Origin of the sequence: Microcoleus sp. PH2017_05_CCC_O_A (assembly GCF_020738785.1) — a bacterium.
Classification (GTDB): domain Bacteria; phylum Cyanobacteriota; class Cyanobacteriia; order Cyanobacteriales; family Microcoleaceae; genus Microcoleus.
In genome coordinates this window covers 37,299-55,175 of record NZ_JAEQCB010000022.1, presented here as the reverse complement: position 1 = coordinate 55,175, position 17,877 = coordinate 37,299, and the positions used below count along the sequence as shown (strand labels likewise).

The 17,877-nt window shown below is 45.2% G+C and carries 14 protein-coding genes; 6 read left to right on the top strand and 8 right to left on the bottom strand.

All coding sequences use genetic code 11. The features are described from left to right. The first annotated feature begins 85 nt into the window (after positions 1 to 85). Positions 86 to 2,125, top strand: a complete 2,040-nt coding sequence (locus JGK20_RS07335) for a protein kinase (protein WP_293229921.1) — start codon at positions 86 to 88, stop codon at positions 2,123 to 2,125. 124 nt (positions 2,126 to 2,249) lie between these two features. Here the strand turns inward: JGK20_RS07335 and JGK20_RS07330 are convergent, their stop codons facing one another. Together JGK20_RS07330 and JGK20_RS07325 are read right to left on the bottom strand one after the other, a co-directional pair. Beyond that, positions 2,250 to 3,233, bottom strand: a complete 984-nt coding sequence (locus tag JGK20_RS07330; RefSeq protein WP_293184893.1) for an NADPH:quinone reductase — start codon at positions 3,231 to 3,233, stop codon at positions 2,250 to 2,252. A gap of 179 nt (positions 3,234 to 3,412) precedes the next feature. Beyond that, positions 3,413 to 4,153 (bottom strand): SDR family oxidoreductase, encoded by a 741-nt coding sequence (locus JGK20_RS07325; RefSeq protein ID WP_293206177.1) that lies wholly within the window; start codon positions 4,151 to 4,153, stop codon positions 3,413 to 3,415. A gap of 278 nt (positions 4,154 to 4,431) precedes the next feature. Here JGK20_RS07325 and JGK20_RS07320 point away from each other — a divergent pair, with 278 nt between their 5' ends. Together JGK20_RS07320 and JGK20_RS07315 are read left to right on the top strand one after the other, a co-directional pair. After that, positions 4,432 to 4,980, top strand: a complete 549-nt coding sequence (locus JGK20_RS07320; protein WP_293184891.1) for a tetratricopeptide repeat protein — start codon at positions 4,432 to 4,434, stop codon at positions 4,978 to 4,980. Positions 4,981 to 5,143: 163 nt separating this feature from the next. After that, positions 5,144 to 5,437: a DUF3288 family protein gene (locus tag JGK20_RS07315; protein ID WP_293184890.1), complete on the top strand. Its 294-nt coding sequence runs from the start codon at positions 5,144 to 5,146 to the stop codon at positions 5,435 to 5,437. 239 nt (positions 5,438 to 5,676) lie between these two features. On the opposite strand, the gene secA is transcribed toward JGK20_RS07315, so the two are convergent. The 3 genes from secA to JGK20_RS07300 form a co-directional block, all read right to left on the bottom strand. Beyond that, positions 5,677 to 8,493 (bottom strand): preprotein translocase subunit SecA, encoded by a 2,817-nt coding sequence (gene secA / locus JGK20_RS07310; RefSeq protein WP_293206179.1) that lies wholly within the window; start codon positions 8,491 to 8,493, stop codon positions 5,677 to 5,679. Positions 8,494 to 9,066: 573 nt separating this feature from the next. Next, positions 9,067 to 10,449: an IS66 family transposase gene (locus tag JGK20_RS07305; RefSeq protein ID WP_293221021.1), complete on the bottom strand. Its 1,383-nt coding sequence runs from the start codon at positions 10,447 to 10,449 to the stop codon at positions 9,067 to 9,069. 48 nt (positions 10,450 to 10,497) lie between these two features. After that, on the bottom strand, positions 10,498 to 10,731 hold the full coding sequence (locus JGK20_RS07300) for a LuxR C-terminal-related transcriptional regulator (RefSeq protein ID WP_293207637.1): 234 nt from the start codon (positions 10,729 to 10,731) through the stop codon (positions 10,498 to 10,500). A gap of 377 nt (positions 10,732 to 11,108) precedes the next feature. Between JGK20_RS07300 and JGK20_RS07295 the strand changes: the two genes are divergently transcribed. From JGK20_RS07295 to JGK20_RS07285, 3 genes are all read left to right on the top strand, one after another. After that, positions 11,109 to 13,376 (top strand): dynamin family protein, encoded by a 2,268-nt coding sequence (locus JGK20_RS07295; protein ID WP_293207635.1) that lies wholly within the window; start codon positions 11,109 to 11,111, stop codon positions 13,374 to 13,376. Between the two features lie 116 nt (positions 13,377 to 13,492). Beyond that, complete coding sequence (locus tag JGK20_RS07290) at positions 13,493 to 15,370, top strand: ABC transporter substrate-binding protein (protein ID WP_293207633.1); 1,878 nt, start codon at positions 13,493 to 13,495, stop codon at positions 15,368 to 15,370. Between the two features lie 98 nt (positions 15,371 to 15,468). Then, a complete protein-coding gene (locus JGK20_RS07285) occupies positions 15,469 to 15,855 on the top strand; it encodes a hypothetical protein (RefSeq protein WP_293229918.1) in 387 nt (128 codons plus the stop codon). A gap of 117 nt (positions 15,856 to 15,972) precedes the next feature. On the opposite strand, the gene JGK20_RS07280 is transcribed toward JGK20_RS07285, so the two are convergent. From JGK20_RS07280 to JGK20_RS07270, 3 genes are all read right to left on the bottom strand, one after another. After that, entirely contained in the window at positions 15,973 to 16,344 is a 372-nt protein-coding gene (locus tag JGK20_RS07280; protein WP_293207629.1) for a XisI protein, read from the bottom strand. Continuing rightward, complete coding sequence (locus JGK20_RS07275; protein ID WP_293207627.1) at positions 16,332 to 16,751, bottom strand: element excision factor XisH family protein; 420 nt, start codon at positions 16,749 to 16,751, stop codon at positions 16,332 to 16,334. Before JGK20_RS07275 ends, JGK20_RS07280 begins: the two co-directional genes overlap by 13 nt. 120 nt (positions 16,752 to 16,871) lie before the next feature. Then, positions 16,872 to 17,804 (bottom strand): ribonuclease Z, encoded by a 933-nt coding sequence (locus JGK20_RS07270; protein ID WP_293207625.1) that lies wholly within the window; start codon positions 17,802 to 17,804, stop codon positions 16,872 to 16,874. Between the last annotated feature and the right edge of the window lie 73 nt (positions 17,805 to 17,877).

Genomic DNA, 17,877 nt, shown 5'->3' with positions numbered 1-17,877 from the left:
GTCCACAGGAAGCGGCACGCACCGCCCCGCTTTCCTCCCCCACTCCTCCCTTTAAATCGGACGGGGGTCTCCAGCGGCAAGACAAATGAGTTACTGTATCAATCCGAATTGCCAGAATCCCAAAAATCTCGATCGCGCGACAGCCTGCACAAATTGCGAGTCGAACTTGCTGCTCAAAGGGCGCTACCGAGTCTTTCACACCCTCGGTCAAAGTATCGCTTGCCGCACCTTCCTAGCAGCCGATGAAGACCAACCAGCGCAACCCCGCTGCGTCATTCAACAGTTCTGCGGCCCCATGCCGTCAATCGCCGACGGTCAAAACCAGTTCAACCGGACATTTTTGGGTTCTGCCTCAGTTCTCGACAAGTTGGGCAAACACCAGCAAATACCGAAACTGCTGGCATCTTTTGAAGTCGAAGGCTGCCAGTATTTAGTGCAAGAATACATTGAAGGGCGCAATTTAGCCGATCGGCTTTCGGAAAAAGGCGTTTTTAAAGAAATTCACATTTGGTATCTGCTGAGCGAGTTGTTACCAGTGCTGGAATTTGTCCACGAAAATCAACTGATTCACCGAGATATCAAACCGTCCAATATTGTTCACCGCAAATCTTCCCAAACGTCGGCAGCAATAGTCGGGAAAGAGCATCTGGATTCTTGGGAGGAGGAATCCGGGCTAGTTTTAGTCGATTTCGGCTCCGCAATTCCTGCCAACAGCGGGCCGCTGAAAACAGAAACAGTGACGGGTTCTGCCGAATACGCGGCGCCGGAACAAATTAAAGGTGAAGCAATTAAGAGCAGCGACATCTACAGTTTGGGCGTCACCTGCATTCACTTGTTAACGGGAATGTCGCCCTTTGATTTGTTTGACATCAAAGCCGACGCTTGGGCCTGGAGGGATTATTTGAAAGTACCAGTTTCGGCCAGACTCGGCCGCATCCTGGATAAAATGGTGGAGCGAGAACCATCAAAACGCTATCGATCGATCGAAGCAATTCTCACAGACATGAAATACGGCCCGACACCGATAGAGGTGATTGTCAGCAAACCCAAGTGGACTTTAGCTATGTGGGGGGGAGCCGCAGTTGCTCTGATTTCATTGGTGCTCGGTTCTCGCTTGCCATCTCCGGTATCGGAGGCTTTCACTTCCAATGAGCCTGTTTCTAGCATTCCCGACATTCGGTTCGACCCGCCCCCCATGCAGAATTTCAGCAGCGAGCCATCGCTGTCACACCCCGCAGTGCGGACTTTGACAGAGCAAGACAAAAATCCGGTGTGGGCGGTAGCAGTCACTCCCAACGGCCGCGTGATAGTTAGTGGCAACAACGATGGGACAATTCACCTGCTGCACAAGCGTCACGGTAAAGTGCTCAAGGTTTTGGCGGCACATTTGGGGCCCGTGTGGTCAGTGGCAGTGAGTCCCGATGGCAGGACGATCGCCAGCGGTGGCGCTGACGGTACGATTAAACTGTGGAATTTCTATTCTGGCCAGTTAATTCGGACATTGGACGGACACACAGACGGCGTGTTCTCGGTGGTGTTCAGTCCCGACGGCAAAGCCCTCGCCAGTGTAGGCAAAGATAATGCTTTGAAGTTGTGGCAAGTCGAAGGCGGGGCCGAGTTGCAAACACTCAAAGGGATAACCGACGAAGTGCATTCGGTAGCTTTCAGTGCCTATAAAGACACTTTGTTTGCTGGCAAAGGCGACGGTAGGATCGAGATGTGGAATTGGAAAACAGGGGCATTCCAAGCCACTCTGACTGGTCATGTTGATGCTGTTTCGGCGCTTACGATCAGCCCCGACGGTACAATTTTGGGCAGCGGTGGCTGGGACAATACCGTGAGGATTTGGGATATCACCACGGATCACGGGCCCGAACCGTCCGGTGAGGTGACTTTTGCCGGTCATACCGATCGAATTCAGTCTGTAGCTTTCAGTCCCGACGGGGCGACGCTAGCCAGCAGCGATTTGAGCGGAACTATCAAGCTGTGGGCGATGGATGGCGGGGAGCAAGGCACGCTGAAAGGTCATTCTACTTGGGTGGAATTGGCTTTTAATCCTCAGGACAAAACTCTGATCAGCGGCAGTTATGACGACACGATCAAGGTGTGGCAACTGTCTCCTTGATTGTGGCGATCGATTCTCGGTGCGATCGAATTAAATCAAGGTATGTAGTTGCGCTTAAGCGCTCTTTCTTAGCGCTTTTGAACAAATCGAAGAGCGAAGACAGCGCAACTACGTGCCTAAAAATCTACCTCAATAAAACCAAATTGCCGATCGCACTACCGCTTTCCTGCAATTCATGAGCGGCCGCAATCTCGTCTAAACCAAAGCGCCCAGCAATAACGTGTCGCAAAACTCCAGCTTTCAGACAAGTCGTAATATCTGCCGCCGCTTGTTGGTGCGCTGCTTTGTCCATAGCATAAACTAGGACGTAATGAACGGTAAGATTTTTGTAAATTAACGAGTACACAGGAATTTGAGGCGTTGCATTTGAATCAGAAGCATAGGTGGCGATCGTGCCGTTACGGGCGATCGCTTTGAGATTAATTTCCAGATTTCCGGCAAAATCAACTTCAATTATGCGATCGACCCCTTTACCGCCCGCAATTTCCTTAATCCGCGCCACCACATCTTCAGCTTTATAATTAACAATATAATCAGCTCCCGCAGTTTTAGCAATTTCTGCTTTTTCCGCAGAACTTACCGTCGAAATAACCGTCGCGCCACCCCATTTTGCCAATTGGATCGCATAATTACCAACAGCGCCCGCCCCGCCCGCAACCAATACAATTTTCCCAGTAACAGCACCATCTTTAAAAACACAATGGTGTGCAGTCATAGCCGGAACTCCCAAACAAGCACCCGCTGCAAAATCTGTATTTTCCGGTAGAAAAACCGCTTGTTCGCTGGGAACAACAACATACTCCGCCGCCGTACCAAACTGGCGGGGCAAAGTGGCTTCATAAATCCAAACACGTTCCCCAATTCGAGACTGTGGCACGCCTTCTCCTGCTGCTTCAATTATGCCCGCACCGTCGTTGTGGGGAATGACTCGCGGGTATCGCATTGTGAGTCCGCCCCAACCGCTGCGCTGCTTAACATCGGATGGGTTAATTCCGGATGCGCGTACTTTAACCAGCACATCATTTGCGCCCAATTCTGGAACATCGATTTCGCCAATTTTGAGGACATCTTTCGCGTTGCCGAGTTGTTCGTAGTAAGCAGCTTTCACGGTTTTTTTCTCCTGATGTTTTCAATCTCGATCGCTCCGCCCCGCGTTACTTTATCACAAATAATTGCTTTAAAGCCGGAACCTTTTTTGGAAGAAATAAAAAAAAATATTCATTACTCCAATCCTCTTCCTTCCTTTGTCAAGTGCTGTCAACTGTCAACTGTCAACTGTCAACTGAATCAAGCACTTCCGCCGTTAACGCGGATATTTTGTCCGGTAATCCATCGGGCTTCTTCACTGCACACAAACGCCGTCACATCGGCAATATCTTCAACTTTTCCGAGTCTTCCGAAAGCAGTCATTTGCGTAAATCTTTGAATTTGTTCGGGGGTTTTGCCGACAGTGAAAAGTTCTGTATCCGTGGGGCCCGGAGAAATGACATTGACTGTAATTTGCCGATCGCCCAATTCCTTCGCCAGCGATCGAGTTAGCTGTTCCACCGCGCCTTTTGTCGCCACGTAAGCCCCGTAAGTTGGCATCATTATCGCCGTTGTCGAACTAGAAAAGTTGACAATTCTGCCTCCATCTGCCATGCGTTTAGCAGCTTCTTGACAAGCAAAAAATGTGCCTTTGACGTTAACTGCAAACAGATTATCAAACTCTGCTTCGGTAACTTCTGCTACAGGTTTGTAAAGAATTACTCCCGCATTGTTGACTAAAATATCGATTTGTGAATAGGTTTCGAGAGTGCGATCGAACAAATCGCGAATTTCTGCGGTTTTGCTGACATCGGCTTGTACGGCTAATGCTGTGCCGCCTGAGAGTGCGATCGCGGATACAACCTCTTGAGCGGCTTCTGTTCCTCTGGCGTAGTTGACGACAACCGATGCGCCTTCTTGGGATAATCGGAGGGCGATCGCGCGTCCAATTCCCCGCGATGCACCAGTCACAATTGCAACCTTTCCTGCTAGTGATGCCATGAGATTTACTCCCCAATTAGCGTTGATGCTGCTTCTAAACAATCATACTATTTTTTTAGGAAGCCGATACAGACTGACCTCAGAAATCGGGTTTCTGCGGAGATTTCTCGTAACTCAATTCAAAATTCGTAGAAACCGGGTTTCTAGCCCCCATGCGTAGTTTCAGATTCAGGTACAGAAACAAATTTAAAATCTCAAACAGTCAGAATATCTGTAGGAATTGCACTTGCTAGCCAACACCTGTGGTAAAGTAAACTCGGCTGTTAAACTAAAAATATATGACCGTAAATTCCGAGTTAACAGAGCAGTATTTGTCAGCGGGCGAGAAACTCCAGCAATCAGGAAAATTTGAGGAGGCGATCGCCCAATACCAAAAAATACTAGCACTCGAACCGGATGTGGCGGTGGCACGCAGCAAGATAGCCGAAGTTTATTATACGCAACAGAGATATGTAGAGGCGATCGCCCAGTGCTACCAAACCCTGCGCCAGCAACCCAATTTCGCCCCCGCCTACAAAACTCTCGGGAATATCCTGCAAGCCCAAGGGAAGACAGACGCAGCGGTGCGGGCGTACTCAAAGGCGATCGAATGCGAGCCTAGATTTGTCGCAGCCTATGTTAACTTAGGCAGTATGTGTTACAAACAAGGCTTGCTGGATGAAGCGATAACATACTACCAAAAGGCGATCGCCATGCAGCCAGACTTAGCAGCCGCTTACTGGAACTTAGGCAAAGTATTAGAACAGCAAGGGCGAACCAATGAAGGTTTAATTTATCAACAAAAAGCTTTAAACTTACAGCCAAATTTAGAAAAACCAGGCACATAAATCAATAGCCAAAAACGAGCAACAAAACAACTTCTAAATCTCTCTTTTCTCTGACTCTGCGCCCTCTGCGCCCTCTGCGGTTAAAAAGCATTCTCTTTATTATAAAAATTATAAAATAAGATTGTTCAAGCAAAATTTCAGTAGATATACCAGGACAAACAATATGGATTTAGACACAAAAAATCAAGACCAACAGCACCCGCAATACAAACGCGATCGAGCCACAGTCGATAGTTTATTAGGCAAAGAACCAACCGACAACAATTTATCAGAATTAGCAAGATTAATCATTCGCTATAAAGGATTTCCCGGCGCTAGAGATATCCAAGCAGACTTAAAAAAAGCCCTGCAACAATGGAATCATACCGAAGAAACTCTGTACGAACAAACCCGCAAAATTCACGCTAATGGTGAAGTTTACAGGAAACAAAAAAGCGATCAAGAAGATTGGGCTTAATACAGTCTTCAACCCGCGGAGGCGGGTTTTGTTTGTGTAGACGCGGTTTCAACCGCCGTCTTATCTTAGTCTAGATCCCCCTAAATCCCCCTTAAAAAGGGGGACTTTGAGTGCTTCTTGTCCCCCCCGACCTAAGGGGGGCTAGGGGGGATCTGGTCTAGTCACAAAACAGCAGTTTGTGACTGCGTTTGACGTTTGTTTGGCACCAACGAACATTGTTGTGTCCCCACAAAATCCCTCTAAACCATCTCAGCCGAAACAGGCATTGCAGGCTGCGGCTGGAACTGGAACAGCGAATAAACCACGTTGCGGCGAATATCCGTCATCATGTCCAAAAACAGCTCGTAACCTTCAGTTTTGTACTCGATCAGCGGGTCTTTTTGTCCGTAACCGCGCAATCCCACAGACTCGCGCAAAGCATCCATTTGTTGCAAGTGTTCCCGCCACAAAGTATCAATTTGCTGCAAGATAAAGAACCGTTCCGCATCTCGCATCAAATCGGCACGGATGGCATTAACTTCCGCTTCCTTCATGTCGTAAGCATTGCGGACTTGTTCGTGGAGGAAAGTTTTAATTTCTTCAACTGACAAATCTTCTAATTGATCCGGAGTCATGTCAGCTAACAGATAAACAAATTCCTTCACCTTGCTGACAAGTTTGTCGAGTTCCCATTCTTCCGAAGGTAAATCGGGATTGATGTATGCTCCCACGATGTCGTCCATCGTTTGTTCGGCATACTTAATTACCTGTTCCTTCGAGTCCAAACCTTCCAAGACTCGGCGGCGTTCCGCATAGATGGCTCGACGCTGATTGTTCATCACTTCGTCGTATTCAAATACCTGCTTGCGGATGTCGTAATAGTAGGTTTCGACTTTTTTCTGAGCGCCTTCGAGCGATCGAGTCAGCATTCCAGATTCGATCGGCATATCTTCCTCAACACCGAACATTTTCATCAAACTCGACACCCGTTCGCCCCCGAAAATCCTGAGCAAATTGTCTTCCAAACTCAAGAAAAACCGCGTAGAACCGGGGTCTCCTTGTCGTCCCGCGCGGCCGCGCAACTGATTGTCAATCCGGCGCGATTCGTGACGTTCAGTACCGATAACGTGCAAGCCACCCAACTGCACAACTTCATCGTGTTCGGTGCTGGTAAAGGCATCGTATTCGCTGCGAGTTAGATTGTAAGCTTCCCGCAATTTTTGAATTACGATGTCTTTGGTGGGCGCTTTTTCCGACGCTACAGCCACGATGTCATCGGCTTGCAATTCCGAGAGCGATCGCTCCCCGTACTCCTTCACCGCCAATTCAACCGACCCTTTCAGCAGTTGCTCGGCCTCTTTCGATAGCTGTGTCGGGAAAATCTGCGCCGAAGCTTTCCAAGACTTGACTTTTTTAGCAGTTTGACCAAAACCTTGAGCTGCGGGGCGGCCGCCCATACCGGGCGCTTGTACCAGGGAAAACCCGTCTTCATCATCGGGGCGCACGATCCGGGGCATCAAATACTCGCGCAACTTCAGGCGTCCCATGTACTCGGAATTACCGCCCAGAATGATGTCGGTACCCCGTCCGGCCATGTTTGTGGCGATCGTCACAGCGCCTTTGCGTCCGGCTTGAGCGATAATTTCCGACTCCCGTTCCACATTTTCCGGTTTCGCATTCAGCAAATTGTGAGGAATCTTGAGTTCCCGAAGCAGCCGCGACAGCAACTCGGATTTTTCCACACTGGTAGTACCCACCAGCACCGGCCTACCAATTTCGTGCATTTCGGCGCATTCTTGGGCGATCGCCTTCCACTTGCCGGCCTCTGCCTTGTAAACCATATCCGAAAGGTCGCCACGGCTGGGAATCCGGTTAGTCGGAATCAGCGTCACTTCCAGACTGTAAATCTTCTCAAATTCCGTTTCCTCAGTCTTCGCCGTCCCAGTCATCCCCGACAGCTTCGGATATAGCAAAAAGAAATTTTGATAAGTAATCGTCGCCAGCGTCTGAGTTTCTGGCTGAATTTCCGCGTGTTCTTTCGCTTCGATGGCTTGGTGCAAACCGTCACTCCAGCGTCGTCCCGGCATCACCCGCCCTGTAAACTCATCGACAATCACCACTTCGCGATCGAGATTGACGATGTAGTTAATATCCTTAATAAACAATTCCTTCGCCTTAATCGCATTAAAAATGTAATGCGCCCAAGGGTCAGCCGGATCGTATAAATCCTTCACTCCCAACAAATCCTCAGCTTCACCAAACCCTTCATCGGTCAACAGCACATTCCGCGCCTTTTCGTCAACCTCGTAGTGTTCCTCATTTTCCTTTCTCAGGGAAGCAGCCACCTCAGCCGCCCGGATGTACTTCTCGCTGGGGCGTTCGACTTGGCCGGAAATAATTAGAGGTGTGCGGGCTTCATCAATCAGCACCGAGTCAACCTCGTCAATCACGCAGAAATTAAAAGGACGCTGCACCACATCTTCCATGACAGTAGCCATGTTATCGCGCAAATAGTCGAAGCCGACTTCGCTGTTGGTGGCGTAGGTAATATCGCAGTTATAATTTTTCTTGCGTTCCACCTGATCCATGCCCTGCTGGATCAGTCCCACAGTCAGTCCCAGGAAGCGGTGCACCTGTCCCATCCATTCCGCGTCCCGCCGTGCGAGATAATCGTTGACGGTGATGATGTGCACGCCTTTGCCGTTGAGGGCGTTGAGGTAAGCCGGCAGTGTAGCTACGAGTGTTTTGCCCTCACCGGTTTTCATTTCGGCAATTTGGCCTTTGTGCAGGATGATGCCGCCGAGGAGTTGGACATCAAAGTGGCGCATTCCCAAAACTCGCTGTCCCGCTTCCCGCACCACTGCAAAAGCTTCGGGCAAGATTTCGTCGAGGATTTCTTTCTCTTCGTTGAGAGATTTAGCTTTGGCCAGACGTTCTTTAAACTCCGCTGTTTTGCCTCTGAGGGCGTCGTCTGAGAGGGCGCGTAAGTCTTCTTCCAAGATATTGATATCAGCTACCCAAGGCTGAAATTTTCTCAGTTTGCGAGCGTTGGGGTCGCCTAGCAGATTTTTAAACATGGCAGGAGAGGCAGATTTTTAATAATTTAGCTATTAGCTTTCAGGGTTACAGGCTGTAGTATTAGCCACAGAGTTTACCTTTCCCGATTGTAGCAAGCATTGGTCTTGCTCAGGAGTCGTTGGGGGCGATCGCCCGATTTTGGATTTGCCGCTGGTGAGGAAAGCGCTGCACTCCTAGCTTCGACTTCAGGTGGCAAAACTATATTGCATGGCGTTTGAGAATATGAGTGTTGATTCTATTGTAGGCGATCGGCCTTTAGTTAGATTGGTTGGTGTCGGGGCGATCTTTTGTATCCATGTCTTCTGTGATGGTTTGCTCTGAAAGCGAAGGTAATGTTAGTTGAAGGTGAATGTCAATTGTTATTGTATGAGTTTGATTATTCAAACCTATGTTAACTATATTTACTAATGGAACTTGGGGTAAATAATTGCTTGAGTTAGATTTAACAGACGGGATAGTTTTATATCCAGCTTCCTCTAGGCAGTTGTGAATATTTCTCCAGTTGCTTACCTTTTCGTTAGGTACATCTGTAATTTTTTTAAAGTATTGATATAAAGTTTTAGAGTAATTGCTCAACTAGGGGAAAAAATGGAGCCATCAGTAGAGAGAGCTTGTTGAATAGATTGATAAGCAGTTAAACCCTGACGCTTGCCAGTATTGACAACGGAACGAACGGCAGCAAACAAATCTCTGCCCCATTCCGAACGAAATCCATTAGTCACACGGCGAAATATCACACTCATCCTAATCGCCTGTTCACTACTATTATTTGTTGGTGGAATCGCCGCATCTTCCAGAAATAGAAATAAATTGTCAATTAGCCCACCATAGCGTTTTCGTAACCGGATACCATCCGGATGATGTGGCGCTAAACTCAAAATCCCGGTTAATCTTTCCTGTAAATTGTCTCGATATCGATTGAGTCTGGCATCGTCGATTTTTGATCGTCGTCGATGGATGATAAAAGCTCTTAATAATAACCTCTTCATCGCTGGGGCAAAAATCCTGTCCCCAGCATCAATTGCATATTGGCAATCCCGCAGTTGATGGGCTAAACACACTTGCCATTGTGGTGCTGGGTGATTTTTTTGAGCGCTAAATAAATCTGACACCCAGATATCGGGACGATGTTCTGCGAGAACTTCGTTAATTACCCCAGTCCCTCGACTCGGACGGATGACGTGTAAACAAACATCCTGGTTCTGAAACACCCACTCCCACTGATTCTGTCCGTTAACTCTCGCACTCGTTTCATCTGAACAAATTAATTTTGCCCGCCGCAACCGTTGTAGTATTTGACTTACTTGGTCGTCTAAACTGGTTTTGACTTTTGCCAACAGGTTTGCGATTGCTCCTTCGGATATCTTGAGTCCAAAGACTTCTCCAAATATAGACGATAGCCGTTCGTAACTGATGGCATGAGTGTAACGGAGATATGTAACTAAGCTTTGAATTGAACTGCCAAACGGTGAACCTGGTTCCATTCCCAATGGTACAGGTGCAACATACTTGGTTTGACAGCACGCACACTGACCACCATAACGTTCACGGAGGGTGATAATGGGGCGAATTGGGGGTAGTTCGATTTTTTCGTAGACGGATTGCAATTTTTGGGTGGCGGCGGTGACTTTCTCTCCACACTGGGGACAATTTTTGAGTTGGGCGATGATTGTTTGGTCGGGATGAGGATGTAGTTCTCTTCCCCCTCCCGCTCTTCCTAGGCTTTTTTGTCTTTTGCTCCCCTCTATTTTCGAGGGCTTAATGTTGGGCTTGAATCCTTTGGACGGTGGAGTGCTGGAATTTTTGCTCGTTTTTTTAGGAGATGGCTCTGGCTCTAATTTTGGTTCGTAGGTGGCTAATATTGCGCTGAGTTTTTGGATTTTCTCCCATAGCTCTACTATCAAGGCTTCTTTTGCCTCGTTCGATAGTTGTTTTAAGTCGGGGAGTTTTTCCATTCCTTTATCTAATGTCTATCTCGTCTTCTTGTCAAGGGGGTTGAGCAATTACGTTTTAGATATATAAACCTCAACACCTTTACGACTTTGATGGAGTTGGCTAGCTATTTCCGCAGGACTGTGGCCGCAGAGCAAACCTCGGAGAAACAGCTTTTCGCGTTCTGTCAGTCCCTTTCTGGCACGGGGAGATACTTGCCATTTGGCTTCTGCCATAGCTTTGTAGAGCCTTTCCAAGTCCCAGTTATTCGCAGCTTCAGCAAACATCTCGTCGCTGGATGTCATGGCAGTATGTCTCGCTTAGTTGATAGCTAAAGCCTAACTAAAATTATAGCTTTGGCTAGTTGCTATCTGAGTATACTTAGTTTATCATTCCAGAAACGGATGTGGCGATCGCTCTGCTTTAAAAAAATAGAGCTGTTTGTCAAGAGCTGAGGGTGCAGATACAGCAGCGGTTAGTGGGTAAGTGTAAAGATTTGTAACAATAAGCTAGATTTTGCGTAAAAATTCGGGATTGAAACCGAATACATATATAGGAGCAAGACGTTGCTTGGTGCGGGAGCGAGTTGGTACTGGATGCTGAGGTGTTGCGGTATCTGTTTGCGGTAGGTGCGAGCGATCCCTCTAACCATGCGAAGCGATCGCATCAGCACACAAACACTATGGAAAACAGAAAAATTATGAATGCGGACTTTTTAGGAAGAGATAGAGCCACGCAAATCGCTGACATAATCAAGCAGCGTCAAGGACTAATTAAAAACATTACAACGGCTGAAGAAAAGATAAAAAATCTTCTCTCATCTCTGCACGAACTTGAAGTAAAACGCCAGGAAATCATACCGCAGGTCAGGGAAGCTGGAGCGTCAGTTAGCTTAGAAACAATTAAATTGGAAAGTCTGATAAACAAGCTTGAAGCAGAGTATGAAAAACTTAAAAATCTTAAAACACGATTTTCTAACTCTACTCTCAATATTGGAGTTGTTGGGCGGATGGGTCAGGGTAAAAGCACCCTGCTACAGAGTTTGACAGGACTTTCTGATGATGTAATTCCGGCACGTCAAGGAAAAGCTTGTACTGCTGCCCGTAGCACAATATGCCATCGGTCTCAAAGAGAGATTGAAGCAGTAGTCACATTTCACACAGAAAAGTCTTTTTTAAAAGAAGTTATTCTTCCTTATTTTCAAAAGCTAAATCTAACTCGAAAGCTAGATAATATTGATGATTTTGCAAATTATAAATTTACTGAAATTAGTAATACTTTGGTAGAAGGAGCTACATATGAAACAATGTATGAGCGACTATACAAAGATTATTACCGAGGATTAGGTGGTTATAAAAGACTACTCAATCAACCACCTCAAACTGTGACAAGAGAGGAAATCCAAAAATATGTTTCTCAAGACAGAGATCCCAAAAACAATTTAATAGATTATGAGCATCTGGCAGTACGCAATGTAAGAATTTCTTGTAATTTTCCAAAAGCAGATATAGGACAAATAGCACTGGTTGATGTACCAGGAATGGGAGACTTTAAACTGGGTGATGAAAAGTTGATGCTAGAAACTTTGGGAAAAGAAGTTGATGTTGTTCTTTTTGTAAGCCAACCAGGCAACGATCGTTATGGGTGGGAAACCCAGGATACCGATTTGTATGATAAGGCTGCTACGGCATTAAATGACTTAGCCGATAGAGCTTTCATGGTTCTCAACTTACATAGCACTGGTAACAATCTAAACGGCTGTGATAGTCAAAAAGCAGATGTAGATAAGAGAAATGTTAGGATGGAGTTTGCTAAACCCTGCATAATTGCCAACTGTGCCAGCGACAACGCAAATAACAAGGTTTTTGAGCCTGTTTTAAAGTATCTGGAAACCGAGATTACTGAATTAGACAAAAAATATGCTCACACTTGTCAACAGCGCATTCTTGAATTACACGAGCAGGTTAAAAACGAATTAAATAAAGCTGGTGAGGTTCTGCAACAGTTTGCTAACGAGAGAAAACAGTTTGATGAATACTTTACGGGAAAAAGTGGAGACAGTGGACTTTGGCTAGAAATCCAAAAGGGTCTTGGAAAACTACTCTATAAACTTAGAGATAAACGCGAAACTGAAGACCCTACATTTAAAGAGCGAGTCGAACAGACTATTGCTAGTTGTAGGTCAGATACAGGCATTCCCTTAGTTCAAGAAATAGAGGATAGGCAGACTGTAAAAGGTCGTGAACAAGGCTTGTACTTCCGATACCTTGAAGAGGTTCGTGCACATCTATCACGACACTTTCTGTCTCTGGATTGTGATTTACAGCAGTCTTTAGAAGCTGTTAAATCTGAAGTAAAAAAGGTGCTGGCTGAAGATGGAAGACTTAAAAATTTATCCAACTCTGAAGGCTCTGTATTTTTTATGGAAATAGCAACACAATTGCCTGATATAAGTGAGAGTAATCTGAGGCTAGGATTTAAAAAAATCGGAGAGCTTAACTTATCATTTTCTGGCAGAATTCAGCGATTAATTCGTCCTCATTTAGATATCCTTGTCCCCAAGAGGAATACTTCTGTGACATCTTCTATAGTCCAGGAAGAAGTTAAAAATTTAGGAACTACTTCTAATACTTCTGAATCTCAAGAAGTATATAACCGACTAAAACATACTCATGAGCAAGTTGTTAAGGCTTGTGAAACTGAGTTCAATAAATTGTATTTTGAGCCAAATCAAGTTGCTTACTATATGGTGGAGGATTTTCTCGATCGGGTGTTATATGCTAAAGGCATCGAGAAAGAATGGGATTATTTTCTTTGGGAAAAGCGACAGCAGGTGTGGCATGAATTTAAACTTTTGGGAGAGCGCATTAAAGTCAAAGAAGAGTGCAAAAATTTAATCGAACAAGCCAAGTCAGCCAATCAGTTACACCTACTACGATTCCTAGACTGACAAAGTACAATTTAAATGCACGACAGCTTATCAACATGATAGCAAGTAGTAACAATACTCTCCAATCTTTTTTATAATTACATTACACTATCTAAATACACTGAAGATTAGATGATATGGATGTTAATGAATTTCAACAACAGTATACCACAGGGAAAAGGAATTTCTTTCAAGTCAATCTGAGTGGTGCGAACCTAAGTGGAATTAATCTGAGTGATGCTAATCTTGATAGCGCAGACTTGACAGGAGCTAACCTCAGCGAAGCTAACCTCAGTCATGTAAATTTGCGTCTTGCAAAGTTGAGTCAAGCCGATCTAAGAGGAACTGATCTAAGTGAAGCTCAGTTGGCTAATGCCGATCTCCGTGAAGCTTTATATGATGAAAAAACAAAGTTTCCTGACAAGTTTGATCCGGTTGTAGCCAATCTTAAGTTAGCTCCCAAAACACCAACTATATCTCCTGTTATAGAGGTACAAACTCCTGACTTACCAATGCTGCCTCTGCCTCATCCAAGTTCAACTAATCCAACCAGAAAAAAAAGACCTACTTTGAAGAGAAATATAAAAATCAGCAAAAAGTATTTGATTCCTGTGATTGCTGCTATTCTGGCTTTAGTAGCGGTGATTGTATTCGCAAATCTATTGCCTCAATCGCTTATGGAGGATAAAACAAGTCCAAGCAATTCACCTCTAACATTTAACCCCAGAATAAGTTCAGGAGATAAAGTTTTAATTGAAAATGAAGAAGGAGTAAGTAAATCATTCAAGCTTTTAAAACAAGCCGGAGTCAAAGCAATTGCTGAAGCTAAGTACAATGAAGCTATTTCTTATTTAGATGGTGTAATTCAGGAAAGTCGCAACTCACCGGAAAGTCTAATCTATCTTAATAATGCAAAAATAGGGAAAAAAAAAGCTGAAACAATTGCAGTAGTAGCTCCAATTGGCAGTGACTTAAAAGGGGCTCTTGAGATTTTGCGCGGCGTAGCTTCTGCTCAGTATGAATCTAATCAGCAGATGGGAACTACACCTATTAAGATAGTAATTGTCAACGATGATGATAAAGAAGAGGTAGCTAAACAGGTTGCCTCGGTTTTGATTCAAGAGCCAGCAGTTTTAGGAGTGGTGGGTCATTGGGCCAGTCAGGTATCTTTAGCAGCAAAAGATATTTATAACTCTGGAAAGCTTGTTGCTATTTCTCCAGTCAGCACGGCTGTAACGCTTTCAAATTCTAGTTCTTATTTTTTCCGCACTGTTCCTAGCGATTCTGTTGCAGCCAAAGCGTTAGCCGATTACATGGTCACTAAGTTAAATAAGAAGCAAGCAGCGGTCTTTTTTAACTCTCAGAGTACATACAGTCAATCTCTGAAAAACGAGTTTATTAAGGCTCTTTCACAAAAAGGGGGAGAAGTTTCTAGTAACAATACTTTCGACTTTTATGATCCTGGCTTCAGTGCCAAACGCAGGGTAGAACAAGCAATACAGCAGGGAGCAGAGGTGATTTTGTTAGCACCCAACACGGGTTCACTAGATAAGGCATTAGTAGTTGCTCAAGCTAATGACAAGAGATTGCCTCTTTTGGGAGGAGATGATGTTTATGGAGAGAGGACTTTGCAAGACGGCGGAGCTGCAACAGAGGGGATGGTAGTAGCTATTGCTTGGCACGTTGATGGTACTCTAACATCAGCAGACTTTCGCAATCAGTCAATACAACTTTGGGGCACTGCTGGTGTCAACTGGCGCACTGCTATGTCCTACGATGCAGCAAAAGCGTTGATTGCCGCGATTCAACGTCAGTCTCAGCCCACAAGAACAGGAACGCAACAAGTTCTTTCCTCCACAGACTTTTTTACTAAAGGAGCATCTGGTACAATTCAGTTTGAGAGTTCAGGCGATCGTCGTAACCCTCCTATTCAACTGGTGAAAGTTGTTAAAGCTCAACCCCCAAGAACTTACTACTATTTTGCACCTCTGGAAATACCTGTATCTGGCAAATGATCTTTGTAAGCACGATATCGCCCATAATCTGCCTCCCATCGAAGGAAACATCTAGTTAACCACTCAATCGCCTAATGTGGAAAACTTTAAGGAAACTTATGAAAATTCGAGAATCAGTTGGTCAAAGTGTCTGGAACCATTCTGAGGGTTGGTGCTGCGAATCTCTTGACCCCATACCGCCCGGTCATATTGCCCTAGCCGTTGAAGCGATAGATATTAATCTTGTAGACTGGGATATCGAAGAAATTGGCGAAAAAGCAGGTTTTGATATTCAGTACAGATACACGGGAGTCAATGACCCGAAAGATGAATCTTTAGCTTGCGTAACTCAGTTTGTGGGCATCTATGAGGACTTCTCAAAGCTCGATCGCGATTTGGAAACTTTGATTGCAGCAGGCATCCCCTGGCATTTATTCAAAATACTGACTGACAACGATGACATCGATTTGAAGCCTGTAACGCAATACCTCAAAGCTGTCTCATAATGCTTTGAGTGTAGCGCAATTGTTGCTTTTTTAAAGAGCGATCGTCCTTATTTTCCGAAAGTGCGATCGCTCTTTTTCCCCCAATAACCAAAAGGGCAATCGCCCTTTTTTTCCAAATTAACCCACTTGCAATAATTCTTGAGACTGTATTGAATTTGGTACGCCATAAGCTGTATAAGCTCTTACTTCAGGCGGTTGAAGTCCTAAAACAATTAACTTAGGGGGAATTCCTGCTGCTACTAATTCTTCAGCGATCGAGCGATCGGTATTATTCGCTTGAATCCAAACTTGACCGTCGATAATATCCATGTGTATGACGCAATCGTGAATTCTTCTCCCCTGAAACCATCCCATCGAAAGTAACATATAGCGATCGTTTTCTAAATCGAAAATTACTTGACTTTGTACCTCAATTTCAGAATTTAAAAAACCTGAATATTCATTAAGAATTCCTTTGACAATCTGGCGGCAATCTGCTATGGTATCCATTTCACAATCTCCTCCATTTGTGGATTAAAAACAATCAACTTTAAATGATTATCTACCAATAAAATATCGGCAAATTTATCTTCAATAAAAAGCTCCTCAAAAGACATCACCGGCATAGCAAGATAGAGCGTTCTTTCCGGTTCAGTTTGTTCTAAAATTTTCTGATAAAGAATGTATTGTCCCAAAGCCTTCTCTAAATCTAAAATTTTAGAATCACTGATAAAACTTTTAACTTCAACAGCTATCTTAGACTGATTATTTTCAGCAGCAATCAGTTTTTCTGCTCCGAGATCCACAAATAGTTTTCGCTTGGCCCATTTCACTAACAATGGGTCATGAGTAATTTTCCAGCCAGCTTTAACAAGCGCCTGTTTCACAACTGGATGATAGTAATCTTTTGCTGACACTGTTGCTCCTTTTGAACGATGTGAATATTAGAGATTTGGGTAGTTTCATTATAACTCCTGCTCACCCCCTAATTAGTCTCAGTTTTTACGTGAATATTTCAGCCCAGATCAACCCTAGTTTTAAACAGGTCGCGGCACTTCGTAAGTCAAAAAGTCATAGGCCATTTTCGTATTCGGAAAAATAGCCTGGGCTTCCTTGAGCAAGTCATCCAGGACGATCGCATTTCCGGGAGCATAGCGCGGGCTAAAATGCGTCATGATCAACTGTTTCGCCCCAGCGAGCAAAGCTACTTGAGCCGCCATCGTCGAAGTTGAATGCAGGCGATCGAACGCCATTTGAGCATCTTGATGGGCAAAAGTCGCTTCATGCACTAACAAATCGGCATCCTTTGCTAAGTCCACCGCGCTGTCACAAAAAACCGTGTCTGTACAGTAAACAAACTTCCGCCCGACTTGATCCGGGCCGCAAAAATCACTACCTTTAAACTGTCGCCCGTCCGATAATTTTACCGTCTTTCCTTGTTTTAATTCACCGTAAACTGGCCCCGACGGAATACCCACAGCCTTCGCTTTTTCTACATCGAAATGTCCCGGACGGTCTTTCTCAGTTACTCGATAACCAAAAGCAGTAACTCGATGCTTTAAAGGAGCGCAGCTAACAATATATTCGTCATCTTCATAGACAACTCCCTCGTGACTTTTGTGCACCTTCACCGGGTAAGAAAAATGAGTTTGAGAATAGCGAACGCCAGCTTGCAAATATTCTTCAAGTCCCGGAGGCCCGTAAAGATCGATGCGCTTGACATTCCCCGCCAAACCGCAGCTAGCCAGCAAGCCCATTAAGCCGAAAATGTGGTCGCCGTGCAGGTGAGTGATGAAAATCCGGCTCAGTTGGCTGACTTTTAGCTCGCTACGGAGGAATTGGTGCTGGGTTCCTTCGCCGCAGTCAAACAGCCAGAGTTCCGCTCGCTGGGGCAAGCGCAGGGCGATGCTGGATACGTTGCGCGATCGCGTGGGGACGCCAGAGCTAGTTCCGAGAAATGTAATCTGCAAGAGTTAAATCACCTCAATTAAATGTTAAAAAATATGTTACAAATATCCAGGTGCGGCGAATCCGACATAAAGG